Raw genomic sequence first — 19,791 nt, forward strand, 5'->3', positions numbered from 1 at the left:
GGGAACTACTGGGCGGGGTCCGCGACCGGATCCGCAGGCGGCGTCAGCGAGGTGCGGGATGTGCGGATGCCCGCGGGCCCCAGCATCGACGGCGACGGGGCGGATGCGTCCAGGGCGGCAGCGAAGTCCTCGCCCGGGATGCGGAGCAGCCGGCACTCCGTTCGGGTGGTCACCGTCGCCGAGCGGACGGTGCGATCCAGGAGGCCGATCTCGCCGACGTATCCGGGTGCCTCGACATCGGGGATCTCGGTCGTCGTGCCGTCGCCGCGCACGGCACTGACCCCGAGCACGCCGTCCTCGAGAGCCCAGAACGCGTCGGATGCGTCGCCCTGCCTGATGATCACGGTGCCCGCGGGCACCGTCTGCTCCTCCGCGCTCTCGGCGAGATGCTCGATGAGGCTGCGCGGCGCTCCGGCGAACAGGTCGAGTTGGTCGAGCGTGCGGGTGAGAGGCTCGAGACGCGCCGCCCGCGCCGCGACATCGGCATCCAGCCGCCGCAGCACCGGGAGGCCGAACAGGCCCAGCAGCGGGAACCCCAGCCCGATCGCCCCGAACGCCATGGCCAGCCCGAAGGCCGAGTACAGCACGCTTCCCAGCACGGACGCCAGCACCGCGCTCGCCAGGATCAGCACGTCCAGGGTGCCCAGCACCCGCCCCAGTACGTCGCGCGGCAGGTCGCGCTGCAGCGTCGTGAAGGCGAGCACGTCGACGATGACCATTCCGATGCCGGAGATCAGCTGGAGAGCGGATGCCGCGAGCACCGACCCCGCGAACACGCTCAGCCACAGCGGGACGCACTGGACGAAGATCGCGGACGTGATCAGCGCGGCGATCCGCTTCGAGCCCGCGAGCTTCTGCGCCAGCCCCGCGACGACGACGCCACCCAGGGCGTTCGCGGCCAGCAGCAGCGTGTATCCGGCGGAATCGCCGTGCAGATGCTCCGACAGCGCCGGCAGCAGCACGTTCGCGGAGTTGGCCGCCGCGGAGTCCAGGATCAGGAAGATCGTCAGCACCAGCGCCTTCTGATGCTTCCCCAGCGTGCGCACCCCCGACACCCACTGGCTGAACGCCCCTCCGCCCGCCTCGGCGCTGCCGCGGGAGCGGACTCGGAGCGCGTTGTAGATCAGTGCCGCGACGACGAAGCTCGCCGCGTTGACCAGCACGCCGTACACGGGCTCACCGAAGAGCAGCAGCAGACCGCCGACGCCGGGGCCGATCACGACGATCACGCTCTCCAGCAGCGCGAACAGCGCGTTCGCGGCCACCAGGTCCGACTCCGGTACGACCTCGGGGATCAGCGCTCCCGAAGCGGGCCGCGTCGGCGTGCAGACCGCCGTGAGCACGGCGGCGCCCGCCAGCAGCATCCACAGGGGTGCATCCGTCCACACGATCACGGCGATGCCCACCGTCACGATCGACGCGATCCAGGCGCTGACCGCGAGCACGGTCCGCCGGTCGTAGCGGTCGGCCAGCACACCCGCATACCCGCCGCACAGCACGCCGACCACCCAGCGCACGGTCACCAGCGCCGTGACCCAGCCCGCCGACTGGGTGCGCGTGAAGACGTAGGCGATCAGGACGACGTTGTACGACCAGGAGGCGCCGCCGTCCACGATGAACGCCATCGCGAGCAGTCGCAGGTCGCGGTGCTTCAGCGCGGCGGTGAAACGCGGTCTCGCCTGCTCGACATCCTCAGCGACCATGTCGGACCCCAGAGAAACGACCCGGCGCGGAGCCGGGTGGTGGCGTCCGTCGGGAACAGCTGCGGACTACGCAGACTCTAGGCCCGCCCTTCCCCGCCGCACATCCGTGGATCCACTGATGTCGTGCGCCGAGCCCGGCGGATCAGAGCAGCGTGCGAAGCGCGATCGCGAGACCACCGTCGTCGACCACGGTGGTCTCCTCGCCGGCGGCGTCCTTCACCTCATCCGGCGCCTGTCCCATCGCCACCGCGCGGCCCTCTCCGGCGAGCGCCCAGGCGAACATGCCCAGGTCGTTGCGCCCGTCGCCGGCGACCAGCACCCGGTCGCGGGGGATGCCGAGCTCGGCGCGCACGCGCTCCAGTGCCGTGCTCTTGTCGACGCCCTGCGGTGCGATGTCGAGCCACGCCGTCCAGCCGATCGCGTAGGAGACCTCGTTGAGGCCGACCTCGGTGACCAGCTGATGGAAGTCGTCCTCGTCATGCTCGGGCGAGACCACGACGACACGGGACACGGGCTGCGAGACGAGCTCGTCGAAGTCGACCTCGCGTCCGCCGTCCAGGGTCCAGTCGTCCAGCACCGCCGTGTACAGCCGCTGGCCGGACTCCAGCTCCACCATGTACCGCGCCTCCGGCAGCCGGTCGCGCAGCAGCGCGAGCACGGGCGCGGGATCGAAGACCTCCACATGCCAGCGCACCCATTCGTCGCCGACCCGGCGCATGATCACGGCACCGTTCGAGCACACCGTGAACTCCGCGCTCAGGCCGAGCACCTCGACGTACCGCCGGGTGCCCGACCAGCTGCGCCCGGTGGCGAGCATGACGTCGTAGCCGGCGTCCCGCACCTCCGCGACGGCCTCGGTCACCCCGGGGCTGAGCGTCTCGTCCTGCAGCAGGATCGTGCCGTCGATGTCCAGCCCGACCAGGCCGCGCGAGCTCACTCCGCTGCCTGCGCCGCGGGGTCGACCCAGCCGAGTGGGCGCAGCACCTCGATGCCGCCCAGGTACGGGCGCAGCACCTCGGGCACCGTCACCGATCCGTCGGCCTGCTGGTGCGTCTCCAGGATCGCGACGATCCAGCGCGTGGTGGCCAGCGTGCCGTTGAGGGTGGCGACGTTGCGCGTCTTCGCCTGGCTCGCGTCGTCCGCCTCCGGCCGGTATCGCACGTCGAGGCGGCGCGCCTGGTATGTCGTGCAGTTCGAGGTGGAGGTCAGCTCGCGGAACGCGCCCTGCGTGGGCACCCAGGCCTCGATGTCGAACTTGCGCGCGGCGCTGGAGCCCAGGTCGCCGGCGGCGACGTCGATCACGCGGTAGGCCAGGCCGAGTGCGGTGAGCATCTCCTCCTGCAGGGCGACCAGCCGATCGTGCTCGGCCTCGGCGTCCTCCGGCGTCGTGTAGACGAACATCTCCAGCTTGTTGAACTGGTGCACGCGGATGATGCCGCGGGTGTCCTTGCCGTACGACCCGGCCTCGCTGCGGTAGCAGGTGGACCAGCCGGCGTAGCGGTGCGCGCCTGCGGACATGTCGAGGATCTCGTCCTTGTGGAAGCCCGCGAGCGGCACCTCGCTGGTGCCGACCAGGTACAGGTCGTCCTTGTCGAGGTGGTACACCTCGTCGGCGTGCTCACCGAGGAATCCGGTGCCCTGCATGATCTCCGGCCGCACCAGCGTCGGGACGATCATGGGCGTGAAGCCGTTCTGCAGCGCCTTGTCGAGCGCGAGGTTCATCAGCGCGATCTCCAGGCGCGCGCCGATGCCCTTCAGGAAGTAGAAGCGGGATCCGGAGACCTTCACGCCGCGCTCCATGTCGATGGCGCCCAGCAGCTCGCCGATCTCCAGGTGGTCGCGGGGCTCGAAGTCGAAGTCGGGGACGTCGCCGACGCGACGCAGCTCGACGAAGTCCTCCTCGCCGCCGGCCGGAACGCCGTCGATGATGACGTTCTCGATCTTCGCGAGAGCGGATGCCGCGGCATCCGCCGCCTCGTTCGACGCCTGCTGCGCGGCCTTGACCCGGTCGGCGAGGTCCTTGGCCTGCGCGACCAGTGCGGCCTTCTCCTCCTTGGGCGCCTTGGCGACCGTCTTGCCGAAGGCGTTCTGCTCGGCGCGCAGCGACTCGAACGCGTTCAGCGCGTCACGACGCGATCGGTCCGCCTCGATCGCGGCGTCGACGGTCTCGGGCGCGTTCCCGCGCGCGAGCTGTGAACGACGGACGAGCTCGGGCTCGTCGCGGAGGAGGGTGAGATCGATCATTGTGCAAGTCTACCGAGCGGCTCCGACGCCCCTGAGCGGTCCGTGCGGCGGCGGATGCGGTCCCTGCGCGCCCGTGATCGTGTTGAGCCGTAGAGTTGCGACATGTCGGCATCCGGGAACGCGCGCACGCACGCGGCGCTCGTCCTCAACCCCGTCAAGGTCGACGCCAGGCGGCTGCGCTCGACGCTGACGGCCCTGTCGAAGAAGCACGGCTGGGCACCGCCGCGGTTCTACGAGACCAGCATCGACGACCCCGGCCGGATCATCACCCGCACGGCTCTCGATGAGGGGGCGGCCGCGGTGCTCGCCGCCGGAGGCGACGGCACCGTGCGCTCCGTGTCCGAGGCCATGGCCGGCACCGGCGTGCCGTTCGCGATCGTCCCGGGCGGCACGGGCAACCTCTTCGCGCGCAACCTCGGTCTGCCGCTGCTCGATCCCGAGAAGGTCATGGAAGCCGTGTTCACCGGCTTCACGCATCCCGTGGACATCGGCTGGGCATCCCTCACCCGCGAGAACGGCACCGAGACCGAGCACGGATTCGTCGTGCTCGCGGGCATGGGCCTGGACGCCGACATGATCGCCAACACCCGCCCGGATCTGAAGAAGACCGTCGGCTGGATCGCCTACCTCGACGGCGCGGCGCGCTCCCTCCCGGGCGCGAAGCCGTTCCGCGTCGTGTACCAGCTCGACGACGGCCGCCTGCATTCCACGAAGGTGCACAGCATGCTGTTCGCCAACTGCGGGGCGCTCCCCGCAGGTATCGCCCTGATGCCGGATGCCTCGCTCGACGACGGCACGATGGACATCGCGGTCATCCAGCCGACGGGACCGCTCGGATGGCTGGGCATCTGGCGCAAGGTCTGGTGGGACAACTCGGTGCTGCGCCGCTCGCGTGCCGGGCGCCGGGTGCTGGAGCGCCGCGGGCGGAACTCCTCGATCCGCTACCTGCGCGGACGGACGGCCGACACCGCCATGGTCTCCCCCACCTCCATCGAGCTGGACGGAGACGAGCTGGGCACCGCCGTGCGGATGTCGTGCCGGATCGAGCAGGGCGGCCTCAGCATCGTGCTGCCGAAGGGGCACGACGTCTCGAACTTCTGAGCCGGCGGCTCAGCCGATGACGGGAACCTCGGCGTCGAGGTGGTCGCCGCTCAGCGTCAGGGTGAAGGGCCCATCCCCCTCTCGTTCCTGGGGCAACTGGATCACGGTGACACGCGGCGCCATGTCCATGGTGCACACGCGGTCGATCGTCGCGAAGGAGACCGAGATCTGATCCTTCGTCTGCAGCACCTGCTCCGGCATCGGCGGGCAGGACGAGGATCCGTACGTCATCAGCAGGATGCCCTGGTCGTCGAACCAGCCCGCGGAGGGCTGTCCCATGCCCGTGTCGCTCGGCGGGGACGGGAGCGCATCGAGATCGGCATCCGCCCTGAGTTCGCCGTAGGTGACGTTCACGTCGACCTCCTTCGTGACGTCGACGCCGGCGGGAACGGGAAACGCGATCGCCCGAGGTCCGAAGTCAGCGGTGCAGGGCGTCTTGCCGTCAGCACGGTCCTTCAGGGTGACCTGCAGGGTCTGTCCGTCGGCCTTCACCTCGGCCTGCGACGGCTGGCAGTCCTTCGAGGATGAGCCCCAGGTGACGATGCCGATCGACCCTCCCCCGGCGAGCCACGCCGCCTCGACGTCTTCGCCGCTGGGATCCTTCGACTGCGAGGGGGCGGTTGCGTCCGTCCCACCCGTGCTGGTAGGCGGGGGCGACGCCGGAGTCGTCGAGCAGCCGGCGGCGAGAAGTGCCACCGCGGCGAGCGCGAGAGCGGACGGGACCAGGCGGAGTCGGGGGAGGCTCATACCTCCCAGTGTCGCCAGACGGGCATCCGTCTCACAACCGCACTACTGCAGTGCAGAGGTGAGACGGGCGAGATTGTCGAGCACCGTGGACCGCAGCGGCTGCTTGTCCCATTCCTCCAGCGTCAGCTCGCGGCTGAGCGAACGGTACTCGTCCTCGACGACACGCACCTCGTCGACGAACTCCTCGCCGCGCACGAGCATGGACACCTCCATGTTCAGACCGAAGGAGCGCATGTCCATGTTGCTCGAGCCGATGACGGCGACCTGGTCGTCGATCGTGAGGCTCTTGGTGTGCAGGATGTACGGCTTGGGGTACATCCAGATCCGGATGCCGGCCCGCAGCAGCGCCTCGTAGTAACTGCGCTGCGCGTGGTAGACGACGGCCTGATCGCCTTCCTCCGAGACGAACAGCTCCACCTGCACGCCACGGTCGACGGCCGCCGTCACGGCGAGCAGCAGCGCCTCGTCGGGGACGAAGTAGGGGCTCACGATCATGATCCGCTCCTTCGCCGCGTACAGCAGCGCCAGGAACAGTCGCAGGTTGTTCTCGACCTCGAATCCGGGCCCGGACGGCACGACCTGGCAGCCGAGCTCACCGGCGCCGTGCTCCACGCGGGTCAGCTCGCCGGCATCCGGCACCCGATCGGTCTCGGCGTAGTAGTCGGACAGGAACACCGCGTTCAGGCTGGCCACGACCGGCCCCTTCACCCGCACCATCAGGTCGACCCAGTGCAGCCCGCGCTTGATGTTCTTGGGCAGGTTGTACGAGGAGTCGGTGATGTTCTGCGAGCCCAGGAAGCCGACCGAGCCGTCCACGACGAGCAGCTTGCGGTGATTGCGCAGGTCGGGGCGCTGGAAGCGCCCGCGCAGCGGCTGGATCGGGAGCATCAGATGCCAGTCGGCGCCCATCGCGTCGAGGCGCTTCAGCGTCTCGCGGTACTTCGGCTTCCAGCGGTTGGCCCAGTAGTCCAGCAGCACGCGCACCGGGATGCCGCGTGCCGCGACCTCCTCCATGGCACGGAAGAAGTTGTCCGTCGACGCGTCGCTCTGCAGGATGTAGAACTCCACATGCACGTAGTGCTCTGCCTCCCGCATGGCGTCGGCCATGTCGTCGAGGGACTGCTGGTAGTCGCTGATCAGGTGCGCCTCATTGCCTCCGGACAGCGGCAGGGCGCCCAGATGCTGGTTCATCGCGACCAGCGGCGGGAACCACTCCGGCGCGTTCGGACGCAAGGAGCCGAAGTTCAGGTGGCTGGCGGCCTCGGCGATGTATTCGTTGACCTGCTCCTGCTTGCGGCGCCGCGCGCGCGGCAGCTTGGGGTTGCCGATCAGCAGGAACAGCAGCACCCCGACGACCGGGATGAGGAAGATCGCCAGCAGCCAGGCCATCGCCGAGGTCGGACGCCTGTTGCGGGGCACGACGATGATCGACACGACGCGCACGGTGATGTCGATGACGAGGTAGCCGAGCACGGCCCACCAGGGCCAGTTGTTGATGTCGAACACCGAGCCCCCCTCCGTCACGACATTGATCACTCTGGATCAGAGTAGCCGCAGACGGGGACAGAAGCCGCGGACGCCGCGTTCAGCGGTGCGAGGCGGTCAGGATGCCTTGGGCGGGAGTCCGCGCGCGGCGCGCTCCTCGGCCTCGATCCGGGCGTGCACCTTGCGCTCGGTGCGATCGAATCGCAGGATGCCGCGGAGCACGATCACGAACACCGCGCTCACCGCGAGGGTCGGCAGAATGGACCACCCCACTGCCATCCAGATGTCGTCCACCCCTCCATCGTACGCGGAGTTCCTGTCGATCTCCCCCGGGCGGCCCGTTCTCCCTGCACAGTCCGTGATCGCGGATCACTTCTGCACGGATGCCGAGGATCCCGCGGATCCCGCGTCGACGCACGTGGGCGCATGACGGGCACACTCACGGCATGACCACGATCATCCATGCCACCGAACCCGCCGAGCTGCTCGGCATCGTCCCGGCGCTGGCCGGCTTCACCCCGCGGCGGAGCATCGTGCTGCTGCCGTTCCGCGGTGCGCGCACACACGGCGCGCTGCGGGTCGACCTGCCCGCACCGGATGCCGAACCTGAGGCGTTCGCGGATGCCGCCGTGCACGCGCTCCTGCAGGTCAGTGGCGTCGACGCCGCCGCGCTCGCGGTGTACACCGACGACCACCCGCTACCGGTCCCCGACGGCGTGCTCCTGCCGCACCTCGTCCTCGCCGAGGCCCTGGGTGACGTGATCCTGGAGGCCGGCCTGCACCTGGTCGACGCGCTGTGCGTCACCCCGGACGGGTGGGGCGACTATCGGGAGGACGACCCCACGATCCGGCCACTGGAGAGCATCCCCGTCGGTCACGGGATACCCGGCGTCGGCGATGTCCGCCGCGACCAACTCGCGGGCGCGGAACTGCCGGGGAGCGAGCTCGCCGACCGCGAGCGGGTCGGTCGCGCCCTGGCCGAGCTGGAGGAGCTCCTGGATCGGCGACCGTCGACATCACCGGCGCGAGACGCGAACCCGATCGCGCTGGTCACCGCCATGGAGGTGCTCGATGATCTGCCCGGGTTCGTGGAGGAGCTCATCGAGCAACCGGCCGACGACGACCCGTACTGCTGCGCAGCGCTGCTCTGGTGCCTGGACCGGCCTGCACTGCGGGACGCCATCCTGGTGCAGTGGGCGACGGATCGGGAGTTCGGATGCCGCGCGCTGGAGGCCCAGATGGAGTTCTCCCGACAGGGCGGAGACATCCCCCGCACGATCGGCGAGGTGTTCCTGGGCCGCGGTGCACCGCCGGACCCGGACCGCCTCGGCTGCGCGCTGGAACTGGTGCGCTTCGCGGCCGCACGGGCGCCCCGGCAGGCCAAGCCGGGCGCCTTGACCGCCGCCGCCTGGCTCGCCTGGGCGCTCGGCCGCTCGTCGCACGCCGGCGTCTACGTCGATGAGGCGCTCCGGATCGACCCCGAGCACAGCATGGCCTCTCTCATCTCGACGATGCTGTCCGCAGCCGTGCTGCCCGAATGGGTGCTGAGGCGCTGAGGGCGATGCAGCCGGCATCGGGCGCCGGCCGAGCGCGCGGGATGCGGTGCGCGCCGGGAACGCGGTCGGCGCGACGAGTGCGGTTCGCGTCAGCGACGGCAGGAGCCCGTCGCCACGCCCTTCGTCGCGTTCTCGGCCTGCGCGATGACCGGCAGCAGCTCGGCGTTCGTCATCGCGTAGCCGATGTTCTGCTTGACCTCGTCCTTGGCGAACACCATGCCCGCGACCTGGCCGTCCTCGGTGAGCAGCGGACCGCCTGAGTTGCCGGGCTCGACCTGCGCCTGCAGCGCGTAGATGCTGCGCTCGTCGCTGCTGCTGCCGTCGATGCTCTGGATCGACGCGGTCGACGAGGAGAGCACGCCTGCGGGGACGACCCGGAAAGGGCCTCCGAACGGGTACCCCATCACCGCACCTCCGGCACCCGGCGCCAGGGCGTCGGACAGCCCGAGCGGTTTCGCCGTGACATCCGCCGCGACCACCGCGATGTCGTCGACCGGATCGAAGTACACCACCCGACCGTCGCGTGCCGGCTCCCCCGGCAGTTCCACGACCGGCGAGGTCACGCCCGCGACCACATGCGCGTTCGTCATGATGCGATCGGGCGCGATCACGAAACCGGAGCCCGTCGAGATGATGCTGCACTGGCTGGCGACACCCGAGATCTTCGCGACCGAGGCCTGCGCGGCCTTCAGACCCGGCGTCGACAGGTCGATGCCGTTCAGGTCCGGCGGCGGAGCCGCAGGGCTGTCGGGCCCCTGGACCGTCGGCAGGGGCACGCTGCCGAACACCAGCGCCCGCAGGCGGGCGGCGCCCTCGGCGAGCGGCGCCGGCGTGTACTGCTCGATCGTCCGCAGCACGGTCGACGAGGCGACGACGGGCGACAGCCCGGGGATGCCGGCCGAGGCGATCGCCGAACCGGCCATCGTGATCGCGAGCGCCCCGGCGACCAGAGCGGCGACGCCGCCCAGCATCCGCTCGAGGAACTTCAGCCGCAGCTTGTCGGCCCCGCGGCGCAGCAGCGCCCCGATCGCCGAGCCGATGCCCATCCCGACAGCCAGCAGCAGCACGGCCGCGGCGACGATGATGAATCCCTGCCACTCGCTCTCCGGCAGCGCTCGCGCGATCAGCGGGAGCACGAACGGCACGGCGAGCGCGCCCGCGACCAGCCCGCACAGCGCGCCGAGTATTGAGAACAGCCCGGCACCGAACCCCGCCACCACGGCGGCGAGCAGCAGCACCGCGATGGCAAGATCGACGATCCCGAACATCACGGCCTCCGGCGGTTACTTGACCAGCGGGAAGAGGATGGTCTCGCGGATGCCCAGACCCGTGACGGCCATCAGCAGGCGGTCGATGCCCATGCCCATGCCACCGGACGGCGGCATGCCGTGCTCGAGCGCGCGCAGGAACTCCTCGTCCACGCGCATGGCCTCGAGGTCGCCGCCGGCCGCCAGCTTCGCCTGCTCGACGAACCGCTCGCGCTGGATCACCGGGTCGACCAGCTCGGAGTACCCCGTGGCCAGCTCGAAGCCGCGCACGTACAGGTCCCATTTCTCCACGACGCCCGCGATCGAACGGTGCTCGCGCACCAGCGGCGAGGTGTCGACGGGGAAGTCCATCACGAAGGTGGGGCGCACCAGGTCGCCCTTCACGAAGTGCTCCCAGAGCTCCTCGACGAGCTTGCCGTGCGTGGCGTGCGGCGGGATCTCCACGCCGTTCTCGTTCGCGAAGGCGATGAGGTCCTCCACGGAGTCCTGCGGAGTGACCGTGCGGCCGGACACCTCGGACAGCGAGACGTACATGGAGATGCGGTCCCACTCGCCACCCAGGTCGTACTCGGTGCCGTCCGCCCAGGTGACCGTGGTGGATCCGGCGACCGCGATGGCCGCGTTCTGCACGAGCTCCTGCGTGAGCTCGGCCATCTGGTTGTAGTCGCCGTACGCCTGGTAGGCCTCGAGCATCGCGAACTCGGGAGAGTGCGTCGAGTCGGCGCCCTCGTTGCGGAAGTTGCGGTTGATCTCGTAGACCCGCTCGATGCCGCCGACGACCGCGCGCTTCAGGTACAGCTCCGGCGCGATGCGCAGGTACAGCTCGGTGTCGAACGCGTTCGAGTGGGTGATGAAGGGACGAGCGGATGCCCCACCATGCTGCACCTGCAGCATGGGGGTCTCCACCTCGAGGTAGTCGTGGCTGGTGAACGTCGCGCGCAGGCTGGCGTTCACCGCGGCGCGGGCGCGCACGGTGGTGCGCGCCTGGTCGCGCACGATCAGGTCGAGGAAGCGGCTGCGCACGCGCGTCTCCTCGTTCAGCTCCGCGTACACGTTCGGCAGCGGCAGGATGGCCTTCGAGGCGATCGCCCAGTCGTCGGCCATGATCGACAGCTCACCGCGGCGGCTGGAGATCACCTCGCCGTGCACGAACACGTGGTCGCCCAGGTCGACGAGCTCCTTCCAGCCCGCCAGCGACTCCTCGCCCACGTTCGCGAGCGAGACCATCGCCTGGATGCGCGAGCCGTCACCGGCCTGCAGAGTGGCGAAGCAGAGCTTGCCGGTGTTGCGGCTGAACACCACGCGGCCCGCAACGCCGACGATCTCGCCGGTCTCGGCGCCGGGCTCGAGGTCGCCGTACTGCGCCCGCAGGGCGGGAATCCCGTGCGTGACCGGCACCCCGACCGGGAACGCGCCGCCACCGGCGTCCGCCCGGTTCGCGATCAGCTTGTCGCGCTTGGCGAGACGCACGGCCTTCTGCTCGAAGACGTCCTCTTCGAACTCGGGCGAGGGGATCGGCGCAGACGCGTCAGTCATGGGTGGGGGCTCCTTGCAGAAAGTCCCCACAAGTCTACCGGCGAGCCGATGCCCTCCCTGAGACTCCCGCGGGGGCCGGGATAGCCTCGTGAGCATGCGACCCCACCTGCTCCGCCCACGGCCGCACGCTCACAGGCGCATCCTCGTGGTGCTCGCGCTGGCCGTCGGCACCATCGCCGCCGCGCTGCTCCCGGCATCCGCCGCCTCGGCCGACGTCGACGACTTCTCCTACTCGTCCTGGGTCTCCGACTACCGGGTGTCCCTCGACGCCGACGGTCATGCGGTGGCGCACGTGACCGAGACCGTGGTGGCCGAGTTCCCCCAGACGGATCAGAACAAGGGCATCATCCGCGGCTATCCGGAGCGGTACGAGGGCGCCGGGCTCAGCCTGCGCATCCTGTCGGTCAAGGACGCCGACGGCCGTGACGTGCCGTTCGAGACCGAGAGCGAGGACGGCATGCTCCTCGTGCTCACCGGGGACGACGACTACGTGCACGGCTCGAACACGTATGTCATCGAATCGACGATGCGCGACTTCATGATCCACGGCTCGAAGTCCCGCAACGACGAGTTCTACTGGAACCTGCTGCCGCTGAACAGCACGCAGGCCATCGGCCGATTCCGGGCCACCGTCACCTTCGCGCCGCCGCTGGCCGAGGCGCTCACCGGCGACACCGCCTGTTACAGCGGCACGACAGGCCAGAAGGGCACCTGCACCCTCGACGGGCCCGCATCGTCCGCCGCGGGCGCGAGCTTCTCGGTGGAATCCGGCGAGCGCGCCGCCGGCGACGGGATGACGATCGCGATCGGCTTCGATTGGGGCACGGTCACCCAGCCCGAGGCGCGGATGCCCGATCCGGTCGCGGACTTCGGGCCCGCCGTCGTCGGGCTCGGTGCGATGGCGACGGCGAGCGGGGCGTGGTTCTCGTTCGCTGCGCTGAAGCGGAGGCGCCAGACCGCGACGGGCATCATCGTCGCGCAGTTCGATGTGCCCGCGGAACTGCCGCCGCTGGCCGCCGCACCACTGATCCCCGGGGCGCCGAACCCGATCCCGGCGCAGATGGTGCATCTCGCCGTGCAGGGGGTGCTGCGTCTGGAGGAGGAACAGGACGCCAAGCGACGTCCGTCGCTGAGACTGATCGATCGTTCGCCCCTGTCGCAGCCGCTCGACCGGGCGGCGGTCGACTCCCTGTTCCCGGGCGAGGAGACCGTGCGGAGGATCCCGAAGTCCAGCACGAAGTTCGCGAAGCGCATGGAGAAGCTGGTGCAGAAGGGCCGTGCTGCGGCGAAGCAGAACGGCTGGCTCACCGAGGAGCGCAGCCGTGCCGCGATGGCGTTCGGCTGGGCATCCATCGCCCTGCTGGCAGCGACCGCCCTGTTCCTGACCTGGTCGGCGATGAAGGACCGCGAGCTGCTCGGCCTGTCCATCGTCGCACTCATCGCCGCGGGCGTCGTCGTGGCGATCAGCTCCATCGTCGCCTTCAGCAGGCACACGGTGATGACCTACGAGGGCGCGCTGCGCCATGAGCACCTGATGGGCGTGAAGGAGTTCATCCGCGTCGCCGAGGCCGACCGGCTCAAGATGCTGCAGTCCTACCAGGGCGCCGAACGCCGGTCCGACGGCACGGTCGACGTGGTGCACCTGTACGAGAAGCTCCTCCCCTACGCCATGCTGCTCGGCGAGGAGAAGAGCTGGACGAAGGTGCTGGAGACCAGCTACTCGGCATCGCAGAGCGGCCCCGGCTGGGTGGACGTGGCCGCGGGCGTCTCGCTGCACTCGCACCTGGCGCACTACTCGACGTCGATGAACTCCGCCGCGACCTACACCGCGTCGAGCTCGTCCGGCGGATCGACCGGCGGGGGCTTCTCCGGCGGCGGCGGGGGCGGAGGCTTCTCCGGCGGGCGCTGAGGTCGGCGCCGAGGTCAGAGCAGCGGCGGGTCCAGCGGTCCGGATGCCTCTCGCAGCGCCTGCTCGACCGTGGACGACACCAGCGCCGACAGATATCCCCCGGGATTCTCGACGCCGACGCCGCGCAGCAGCGAGGTCGCCTGCCCGACGATGGAGCGGGAGAACTCGGATGCCGTGGCGATGGCCTCCCCGTAGGCGGCGCGATCCTGCTCGGCGATGACGACCGGCTCGCAGCCCATCTCGACGGCGAGAGCCTGCGCGATCGGCAGCACCGGGGCGGGAGCGGTCACGGCGGCGAACGCCGCCTGCAGCTGGCGCAGGTCCATCGTCGTACCCGTGAACGCGATCGCGGGGTGCACCGCAAGCGGGATGGCGCCACGCTCGGCGGCAGGACGCAGCACCTCGATGCCGTGAGACGGGTCGGTGTGCAGCACGAGCTGCCCCATCTGCCACCCGCCCAGCTCGGCGATGCCTGCCACCAGCCCGGGGAGCTCATCATGCGGCACCGCGATCACGACCAGCTCGCTGCGACGCACCACCTCGAGAGCGTCCAGCACGGGGACTCCCGGCAGCACGGCCGCCGCACGGTCGTCGTCGGAGCCGGAGGTGATGCCGGTGATCGCGTGGCCAGCCCCGGCGAGGGCCGCACCGACCACCGGTCCGACCCTCCCGGCGCCGATGATGCCGATGCCGAGCCGTCCGTTTCGAGTCATCCGTCGATGCTATCGAGGAGCGCCGCACCGGCGCCTGCCCGTTCAGGTCATCGTCGCGTCTGCCCGGTCCCGACCGGTGACGTGCCGGCGCAGCTGCTCACCGATCACGCGCATGGCGTCGGTCACCGGCGCGCGCAGGTCCTCCGCGGACCCCTTCCAGTTCGCAGCCACCGCATAGGCGAGGGCTCCCGCAGGGCCGGTCAGGTGCCCGACGTCGACACGGGCGAAGGAGGTGCTCCCGGTCTTGTGGCGCAGCACCATGTCCTGGTACTCCGCGTCGGCATGCGCCAGCGGATCCAGCAGCAGTGAGTCGGCCACCATCGACGTGTCCGCGTCGGCCGCGAGCCAGGTCATCACCTGCCCGCTGACGGCCGGCGAGATCACATCGCCCGCGCCCAGCCTGCGCATCACGTCTGCGAGCTCGGCTCCCGTGCCGTACGACGGCGTCCACGGGAGGTCGGGCGTGCGCTCCGAACGGATGTAGTCGTGCAGCGACGTGTCCGCATAGCCGAGCGACGGCGCGACTGCGCGCACCTCCTCCAGCCCGCACAGCGCGATCAGGGCGTTGGTCGCCAGGTTGTCGCTGAACGCTCCGACCAGCAGGGCCGCGTCATGCACGCACAGGGACTGCTTCAGCATCCGGTACAGGAGTCCGGAGTCCTCGACCACGTGTTCCGCGGGGATCGGGACGACCTGATCCGCCGACAGCGATCCCTCCGCGAGGCGGCGGGCCACCTCGATCAGCAGGAAGATCTTGCCGACGCTCGCGGTCTCGCACTGGGTGTGGGGCGCGTGCTCGGCGAGCAGCTCAGCGGTGTCGGCATCCACGATGCGGATCGACCAGGAGACGCGCTCATCGAGCGCCGGCAGCTCCACGGCCATCAGGCTCCCTCCAACACAGCCAGGCGGACGCCGCCATCCCCGGCCTCCAGCACGCCGTCCACGTTCAGCGGCACGCTCAGCGCGTTCGGGTCATGCCCGAAGCCCTGCTCCCAGAGCACGGGCTTGCCGAGGCCGGCGAGGTACTCGGTCATCAGGGCCTTCACCCCGTCGAGCTGCGCCACCCCGTCCGCCACGGCGCAGTTGTGCCACGAGCCGAGCACGATCCCGGATGCCGCGGCGATGCGCCCCGCGCGCAGCAGGGCGAGCAGGAACCCGTCCAGGCGGTAGAGCTCCTCGTCGATGTCCTCGAGGAACAGGATGCCCTCGGGCGCCACAGCGGACTCCGAGGCTCCGAGCCCACCGGCGAGCAGCGCCAGATTGCCGCCCGTGAACCGTCCCGCTGCCCGGCCAGGCACGAGCACCTCCGCAGCCGGCCCGACGATCCCGCGTCCGCCCCACGGTTCGAAGAGCCAGCGGTGCACGTCGTCGCGGATCGCCTCCGAGTCCCGGAACACGTCGTTGCCCGGCATGGGGCAGAACAGCGTCGGCACGTCGAGGTGCACGCGGAACGCCTCGTGCAGTGCTGTGATGTCGGATGACCCGGTGAGCAGCTTCGGCCGTCCGTCGCGCCGCAGGGCCGCACCCCGCAGGAGCTCCCAGTCGATCCCGTCCAGCAGGCGCATGGCTCCGTAGCCGCCGCGCACGCATACGACGGCGGCGGTGTCGGGGTCGAGCCAGGCATCCACCAGGTCGTCGCGGCGCCCGGCATCCGGACCGGCGAGATACTTCGCCCGCGGATGCGGCTCGAGCACGTGCTCGCCGATGGTGACCTCGAGGCCCCAGTCGCGGTAGTAGCCGACTGCGCGCTCCAGGCTCTCTGCGGTGCCGAGTCCGGAAGGGGTGATGAAGTGCACCCGGTCCCCCGGCTGCAGCGGCGCCTCAGTCAGGTAGGCGTGCCGGTCCGCGGCGACGGCGGTCCCGCTCATGCTCCGCTCCGCTCGATCGTCGGTGCCGCGGCGAGCAGCTTCCTGGTGTACTCGTGCTGCGGGTCCAGCAGCACCTGCTCGGTCGTGCCGTACTCCACGATCTCGCCCTCCAGCATCACCGCGACGGTGTCGGCGATGTTCCACGCCAACCCCAGGTCGTGCGTGATCACCAGGGCGCTGAGTCCGAGGCGATCGCGCAGCGAGAGCAGCAGGGCGAGGATCTCGCCGCGCACCGACGCGTCCAGCGAGGCGACGGGCTCGTCGGCGACCAGCATCTGCGGGCCGAGCGCCAGTGCTCCCGCGATCACCGCCCGCTGCCGCTGGCCGCCGGACAGCTCCTGCGGGATCGCGGCCATGAACCGCTCCGGCGGAGTCAGTTCGGCGTCGATCAGGCTCTGCACGACCCGCTCGGCCTCGTCGCCTGGATAGCGCTGCACGCGCAGTCCCTCGGCGACGGACTCGTAGATGCTCAGCTTCGGGTTCAGCGCTGCGGTCGGGTCCTGCAGCACCATCTGCACCTCGCTGCGGAAGGCCCGCAGCGCGCGCCCCTTCCTCGGCAGGTCCCGGCCGCGAAAGCGCACCGTCGCTCCGTCATCCGGATGCTGCAGGCCCACGAGCGTGCGCGCCAGCGTGCTCTTTCCCGAGCCGGACTGACCCACCAGCGCGAGGATCTCGCCACGATGCACTTCGAGGTCCACGTTCTTCACGGCCCGCAGAGCGGACCCGCGGCCGCGATAGGTGACGTTCAGCCCCTTCGCCTCGAGCAGCACCTCGTCGGTCATCCCCTGTCCGCGCTCGTGCGCGGGACGTTCGCGCCGGGTCACCGGATTCAGCCGGGATGCCGGGTCGCCGATCGTCGGGAAGGCGTCTGCCAGCTGCCGGGTGTACGGATGCTCCGGTTCGAGGCACACCTGCAGCGATTCACCGACCTCGAGAAGCTCGCCGTCGCGCATCACGGCGATCCGATCACAGGCGGTGGCGAGCACCGACAGGTCATGACTGATCATCAGCATGGAGATGCCACGATCGGTGACCAGCTCGCTGATCATCTCCAGGATCTGCTTCTGCACGATCACGTCGAGTGCCGTGGTCGGCTCGTCCGCGATGATGATGTCCGGCTCGCAGGCCAGCGCCATGGCGATCATCACGCGCTGCTTCTGGCCGCCCGACATCTCGTGCGGGTAGGCGTCGATCTTCTGCGGCGCGAGATCGACGACACGGAGCAGCTCGGCCACGCGGGCCCGCCGCTCCTTGTCGGTTCGCCAGGAGTCCGTCACGTGGAGCTCCAGGGCCTCGATGATCTGCTGACCCACCGTGCGAACCGGGTTGAGCGAGTGCATCGCGCCCTGGAAGATGATCGACGCATCGGCCCAGCGCAGCGCACGCAGCGCGCCGAAGTTCAGCTGGGTGATGTCGGTGTCGCCGACGAGCACACGGCCGGTCAGCTTCGCGTTGGCCGGCAGCAGACGCAGCACGCTCATCGCGAGCGTCGACTTACCCGAGCCGGATTCACCTGCCACGCCGAGCGTGCCGCCGGCGGGCAGGGTGAGCGAGATGTTCTTGACGGCATGCACCTCACCGCGGCCGTCACCGCTGCTCGAGGCGCGGTACGTGATCGAGACGTCGTCGAAAGTCAGGTCCGGCATCTCTCAACGGCTCCTCAATGTGGGGTTGACGATGTTCTCCACGGCGCGGCCCACCAGAGTGAAGGCGAGCACCACGAGCACGATCGCGATGCCGGGCACGAGCACGTACCACCAGTAGCCGGCGGTCGCTGCGGAGTAGTCCATCGAGTTCTTCAGCACCGCACCCCAGGACTGCATGGTGGTGTCACCGAGTCCGAGAAACGACAGCGTCGACTCGGCGATGATGGCCGACCCGACAGTGAGGGTGGTGTTCGCGAGCACGAGCGGCAGCACCCCCGGCAGCAGGTGCTTGACGATGATGTGCCAGTGGCCGGCGCCGAGCACCCGGGAGCGCTCGATGTAATCGCGCGCCTCCACCGAGAGGGTCTGCGAGCGCACCACCCGGGCCGTGCCCGCCCATGATGTGAGACCGATCGCGATGACGATCGTCCACACGCCGCGCTGCAGCACCGACGACAGCACGATCGCGAGGATCAGCGAGGGCAGCACGAGGAAGAAGTCGATGATGCGCATCAGCAGACCACCGGTCCAGCCGGTGAAGTGACCGGCGGCGATCCCCACGATCGTGCCGATGAGCATCGACACGGCGGTGGCGGCGAAGCCGACGACCAGCGACACCTGCGCGCCCCACACCATGCGCACCCAGATCTCACGGCCCAGGTGGTCGGTGCCCAGCGGATGCTCCCAGGACGGAGGGGCGAAGCGAGGCGCATCGATCAGCTTCGTGGCATCCAGCATCCATGCCGGGGCGATGACCGGCGCGAACACCGCGATGAGGATCACGAGCATCAGGAGAATCAGCCCGGCCATGCCCGTGCGGTTGTGCGAGAACTGCCTGCAGAAGGAGCCGAGCGCCTTGCGACGCCGCATCCATGCCAGTCTGCGCGGCGAGCGCGCGATGGTGGCGATCTGAGCACTCATGCGCGCCTCACTCTCGGGTCGAGCCAGCGGTAGACGAAGTCGGCGGCGAGGTTCATCACGATGATGATCGCCGAGAAGACGACGAAGGTGCCCTGCAGCAGCGGCAGATCTGGGCCCTGGATCGCCTGGAAGGTGAGCTTGCCGAGGCCGGGCCAGGAGAACACCGTCTCGACGGTCACCGCGCCCGCGATGAGCCCGCCGAGGTGCATGAACACCAGCGTGACCGCGGGCAGCAGGGCGTTCGGCACGGCGTGCCGACTGCGCACGAGATCGTCGCGCAGGCCCTTCGCCCGCGCCGTGACCAGGTAGTCGGCCGTCCTCTCCTCCATGACGGATGCCCGCATCACCAGAACGTACTGGGCGTACACGACAGCGACCATGGTGATCACCGGCAGCACCATGTGCGAGATGACGTCGAGGACCAGCCCCGGTGCGTCGGCGGGGGGATTCGGCGAGGTCATCCCGCCGGTGGGGAACCAATGCAGCGTGCCACCGAAGATCATCAGCAGCAGAAGCCCCAGCCAGAACGTCGGCACCGACCACAGTACGAGCGACGTGCCGGTGGTCAGCTTGTCGAAGGTCGATCCGTGCAGCCATCCGGCCTTCTGCCCGAGCCAGAGACCGAGCGCGATGGCGATGATCGCGGCGGTGCCGGTGAGCAGGATCGTGTTCCAGAAGTACTCGCCGATGAGAGAGGACACCGACTGCTTGTACACGTAGCTCTGACCGAAGTTCAGCGTGAACACGTTGCCGAGGTAGTCGGTGAACTGCTGCCAGAGCGGCTTGTCGAGTCCCATCTGGTGGCGCAGTTGCTCGAGCTGCTCCGGTGTCATCTGGCGGTCCCGGGCCGCTGCGCGGGCGGGGTCGCCGGGGAGGATCTTGAACGCGAAGAAGCCGAGCAGTATCACCATCACGAGGCTGATCAGCGCTCCGCCGATCTTGCTCGACGCGTACTTCAGCGCTGGGACTCCGCGAGGCCGGGCCTCACCCTGCTCCTCCAGGATGACGGCCTCCGTGGCCGGCACCGCATTCGACATCTGCGTCTCCTTGTCCTTGTCCGTCAGGAACAGACGTCGTGGCGGGGGGCCCCCGGG

General features: G+C 69.8%; 17 protein-coding genes. 3 read left to right on the forward strand and 14 right to left on the reverse strand.

Annotated features, from left to right (window positions below; translation table 11 throughout):
* Window positions 1-5: 5 nt before the first annotated feature.
* The 3 genes from MIAR_RS10985 to serS all read right to left on the reverse strand — a co-directional run bounded on the left by MIAR_RS10985 (window position 6) and on the right by serS (window position 3,947).
* Entirely contained in the window at window positions 6-1,703 is a 1,698-nt protein-coding gene (locus MIAR_RS10985) for an MFS transporter (protein WP_285635406.1), read from the reverse strand.
* A 142-nt stretch (window positions 1,704-1,845) separates the two neighbouring features.
* The gene (locus tag MIAR_RS10990; RefSeq protein WP_285635408.1) at window positions 1,846-2,640 is read right to left on the reverse strand and encodes an HAD family hydrolase; all 795 of its coding nucleotides are present in this window, start codon (window positions 2,638-2,640) and stop codon (window positions 1,846-1,848) included.
* A complete protein-coding gene (gene serS / locus MIAR_RS10995) occupies window positions 2,637-3,947 on the reverse strand; it encodes a serine--tRNA ligase (protein WP_285635411.1) in 1,311 nt (436 codons plus the stop codon). The genes MIAR_RS10990 and serS overlap by 4 nt, the downstream gene beginning before the upstream one ends.
* A gap of 102 nt (window positions 3,948-4,049) precedes the next feature.
* Between serS and MIAR_RS11000 the strand changes: the two genes are divergently transcribed.
* Window positions 4,050-5,048: a diacylglycerol/lipid kinase family protein gene (locus tag MIAR_RS11000; RefSeq protein WP_285635414.1), complete on the forward strand. Its 999-nt coding sequence runs from the start codon at window positions 4,050-4,052 to the stop codon at window positions 5,046-5,048.
* A gap of 9 nt (window positions 5,049-5,057) precedes the next feature.
* On the opposite strand, the gene MIAR_RS11005 is transcribed toward MIAR_RS11000, so the two are convergent.
* The 3 genes from MIAR_RS11005 to MIAR_RS11015 all read right to left on the reverse strand — a co-directional run bounded on the left by MIAR_RS11005 (window position 5,058) and on the right by MIAR_RS11015 (window position 7,574).
* A complete protein-coding gene (locus MIAR_RS11005; RefSeq protein ID WP_285635417.1) occupies window positions 5,058-5,795 on the reverse strand; it encodes a hypothetical protein in 738 nt (245 codons plus the stop codon).
* A 42-nt stretch (window positions 5,796-5,837) separates the two neighbouring features.
* The gene (gene cls / locus MIAR_RS11010; protein ID WP_285635764.1) at window positions 5,838-7,292 is read right to left on the reverse strand and encodes a cardiolipin synthase; all 1,455 of its coding nucleotides are present in this window, start codon (window positions 7,290-7,292) and stop codon (window positions 5,838-5,840) included.
* Window positions 7,293-7,397: 105 nt separating this feature from the next.
* Window positions 7,398-7,574 carry a hypothetical protein gene (locus MIAR_RS11015; protein ID WP_285635420.1) on the reverse strand — a complete coding sequence of 59 codons (177 nt, stop codon included), beginning with the start codon at window positions 7,572-7,574 and terminating at the stop codon, window positions 7,398-7,400.
* Window positions 7,575-7,726: 152 nt separating this feature from the next.
* Here MIAR_RS11015 and MIAR_RS11020 point away from each other — a divergent pair, with 152 nt between their 5' ends.
* The gene (locus tag MIAR_RS11020) at window positions 7,727-8,836 is read left to right on the forward strand and encodes a DUF4192 family protein (protein ID WP_285635423.1); all 1,110 of its coding nucleotides are present in this window, start codon (window positions 7,727-7,729) and stop codon (window positions 8,834-8,836) included.
* An 89-nt stretch (window positions 8,837-8,925) separates the two neighbouring features.
* Here MIAR_RS11020 and MIAR_RS11025 read toward each other — a convergent pair whose 3' ends face one another.
* Both MIAR_RS11025 and lysS read right to left on the reverse strand, forming a co-directional pair.
* Complete coding sequence (locus MIAR_RS11025) at window positions 8,926-10,104, reverse strand: MarP family serine protease (protein ID WP_285635426.1); 1,179 nt, start codon at window positions 10,102-10,104, stop codon at window positions 8,926-8,928.
* Window positions 10,105-10,119: 15 nt separating this feature from the next.
* Window positions 10,120-11,640, reverse strand: coding sequence for a lysine--tRNA ligase (lysS, locus tag MIAR_RS11030; protein WP_285635428.1), 1,521 nt, complete (start codon window positions 11,638-11,640; stop codon window positions 10,120-10,122).
* A gap of 94 nt (window positions 11,641-11,734) precedes the next feature.
* On the opposite strand from lysS, the gene MIAR_RS11035 reads away from it, so the two are divergent.
* Complete coding sequence (locus MIAR_RS11035; protein WP_285635431.1) at window positions 11,735-13,549, forward strand: DUF2207 domain-containing protein; 1,815 nt, start codon at window positions 11,735-11,737, stop codon at window positions 13,547-13,549.
* A gap of 14 nt (window positions 13,550-13,563) precedes the next feature.
* Here the strand turns inward: MIAR_RS11035 and MIAR_RS11040 are convergent, their stop codons facing one another.
* From MIAR_RS11040 to MIAR_RS11065, 6 genes are all read right to left on the reverse strand, one after another.
* On the reverse strand, window positions 13,564-14,262 hold the full coding sequence (locus MIAR_RS11040) for a DUF2520 domain-containing protein (RefSeq protein ID WP_285635434.1): 699 nt from the start codon (window positions 14,260-14,262) through the stop codon (window positions 13,564-13,566).
* A gap of 42 nt (window positions 14,263-14,304) precedes the next feature.
* On the reverse strand, window positions 14,305-15,144 hold the full coding sequence (locus tag MIAR_RS11045) for a serine hydrolase (protein WP_285635437.1): 840 nt from the start codon (window positions 15,142-15,144) through the stop codon (window positions 14,305-14,307).
* Window positions 15,144-16,130: a S66 peptidase family protein gene (locus MIAR_RS11050; protein ID WP_285635440.1), complete on the reverse strand. Its 987-nt coding sequence runs from the start codon at window positions 16,128-16,130 to the stop codon at window positions 15,144-15,146. The genes MIAR_RS11045 and MIAR_RS11050 overlap by 1 nt, the downstream gene beginning before the upstream one ends.
* Window positions 16,127-17,776 carry an ATP-binding cassette domain-containing protein gene (locus MIAR_RS11055; protein WP_285635443.1) on the reverse strand — a complete coding sequence of 550 codons (1,650 nt, stop codon included), beginning with the start codon at window positions 17,774-17,776 and terminating at the stop codon, window positions 16,127-16,129. The genes MIAR_RS11050 and MIAR_RS11055 overlap by 4 nt, the downstream gene beginning before the upstream one ends.
* A 3-nt stretch (window positions 17,777-17,779) precedes the next feature.
* On the reverse strand, window positions 17,780-18,697 hold the full coding sequence (locus tag MIAR_RS11060) for an ABC transporter permease (protein WP_285635446.1): 918 nt from the start codon (window positions 18,695-18,697) through the stop codon (window positions 17,780-17,782).
* Window positions 18,694-19,791 (reverse strand): ABC transporter permease (locus tag MIAR_RS11065; protein WP_349496964.1); only part of this gene is annotated, 1,098 nt, incomplete at its 5' end. The genes MIAR_RS11065 and MIAR_RS11060, both read right to left, overlap by 4 nt.

Source organism: Microbacterium arabinogalactanolyticum (assembly GCF_030268005.1).
GTDB lineage: Bacteria > Actinomycetota > Actinomycetes > Actinomycetales > Microbacteriaceae > Microbacterium > Microbacterium arabinogalactanolyticum.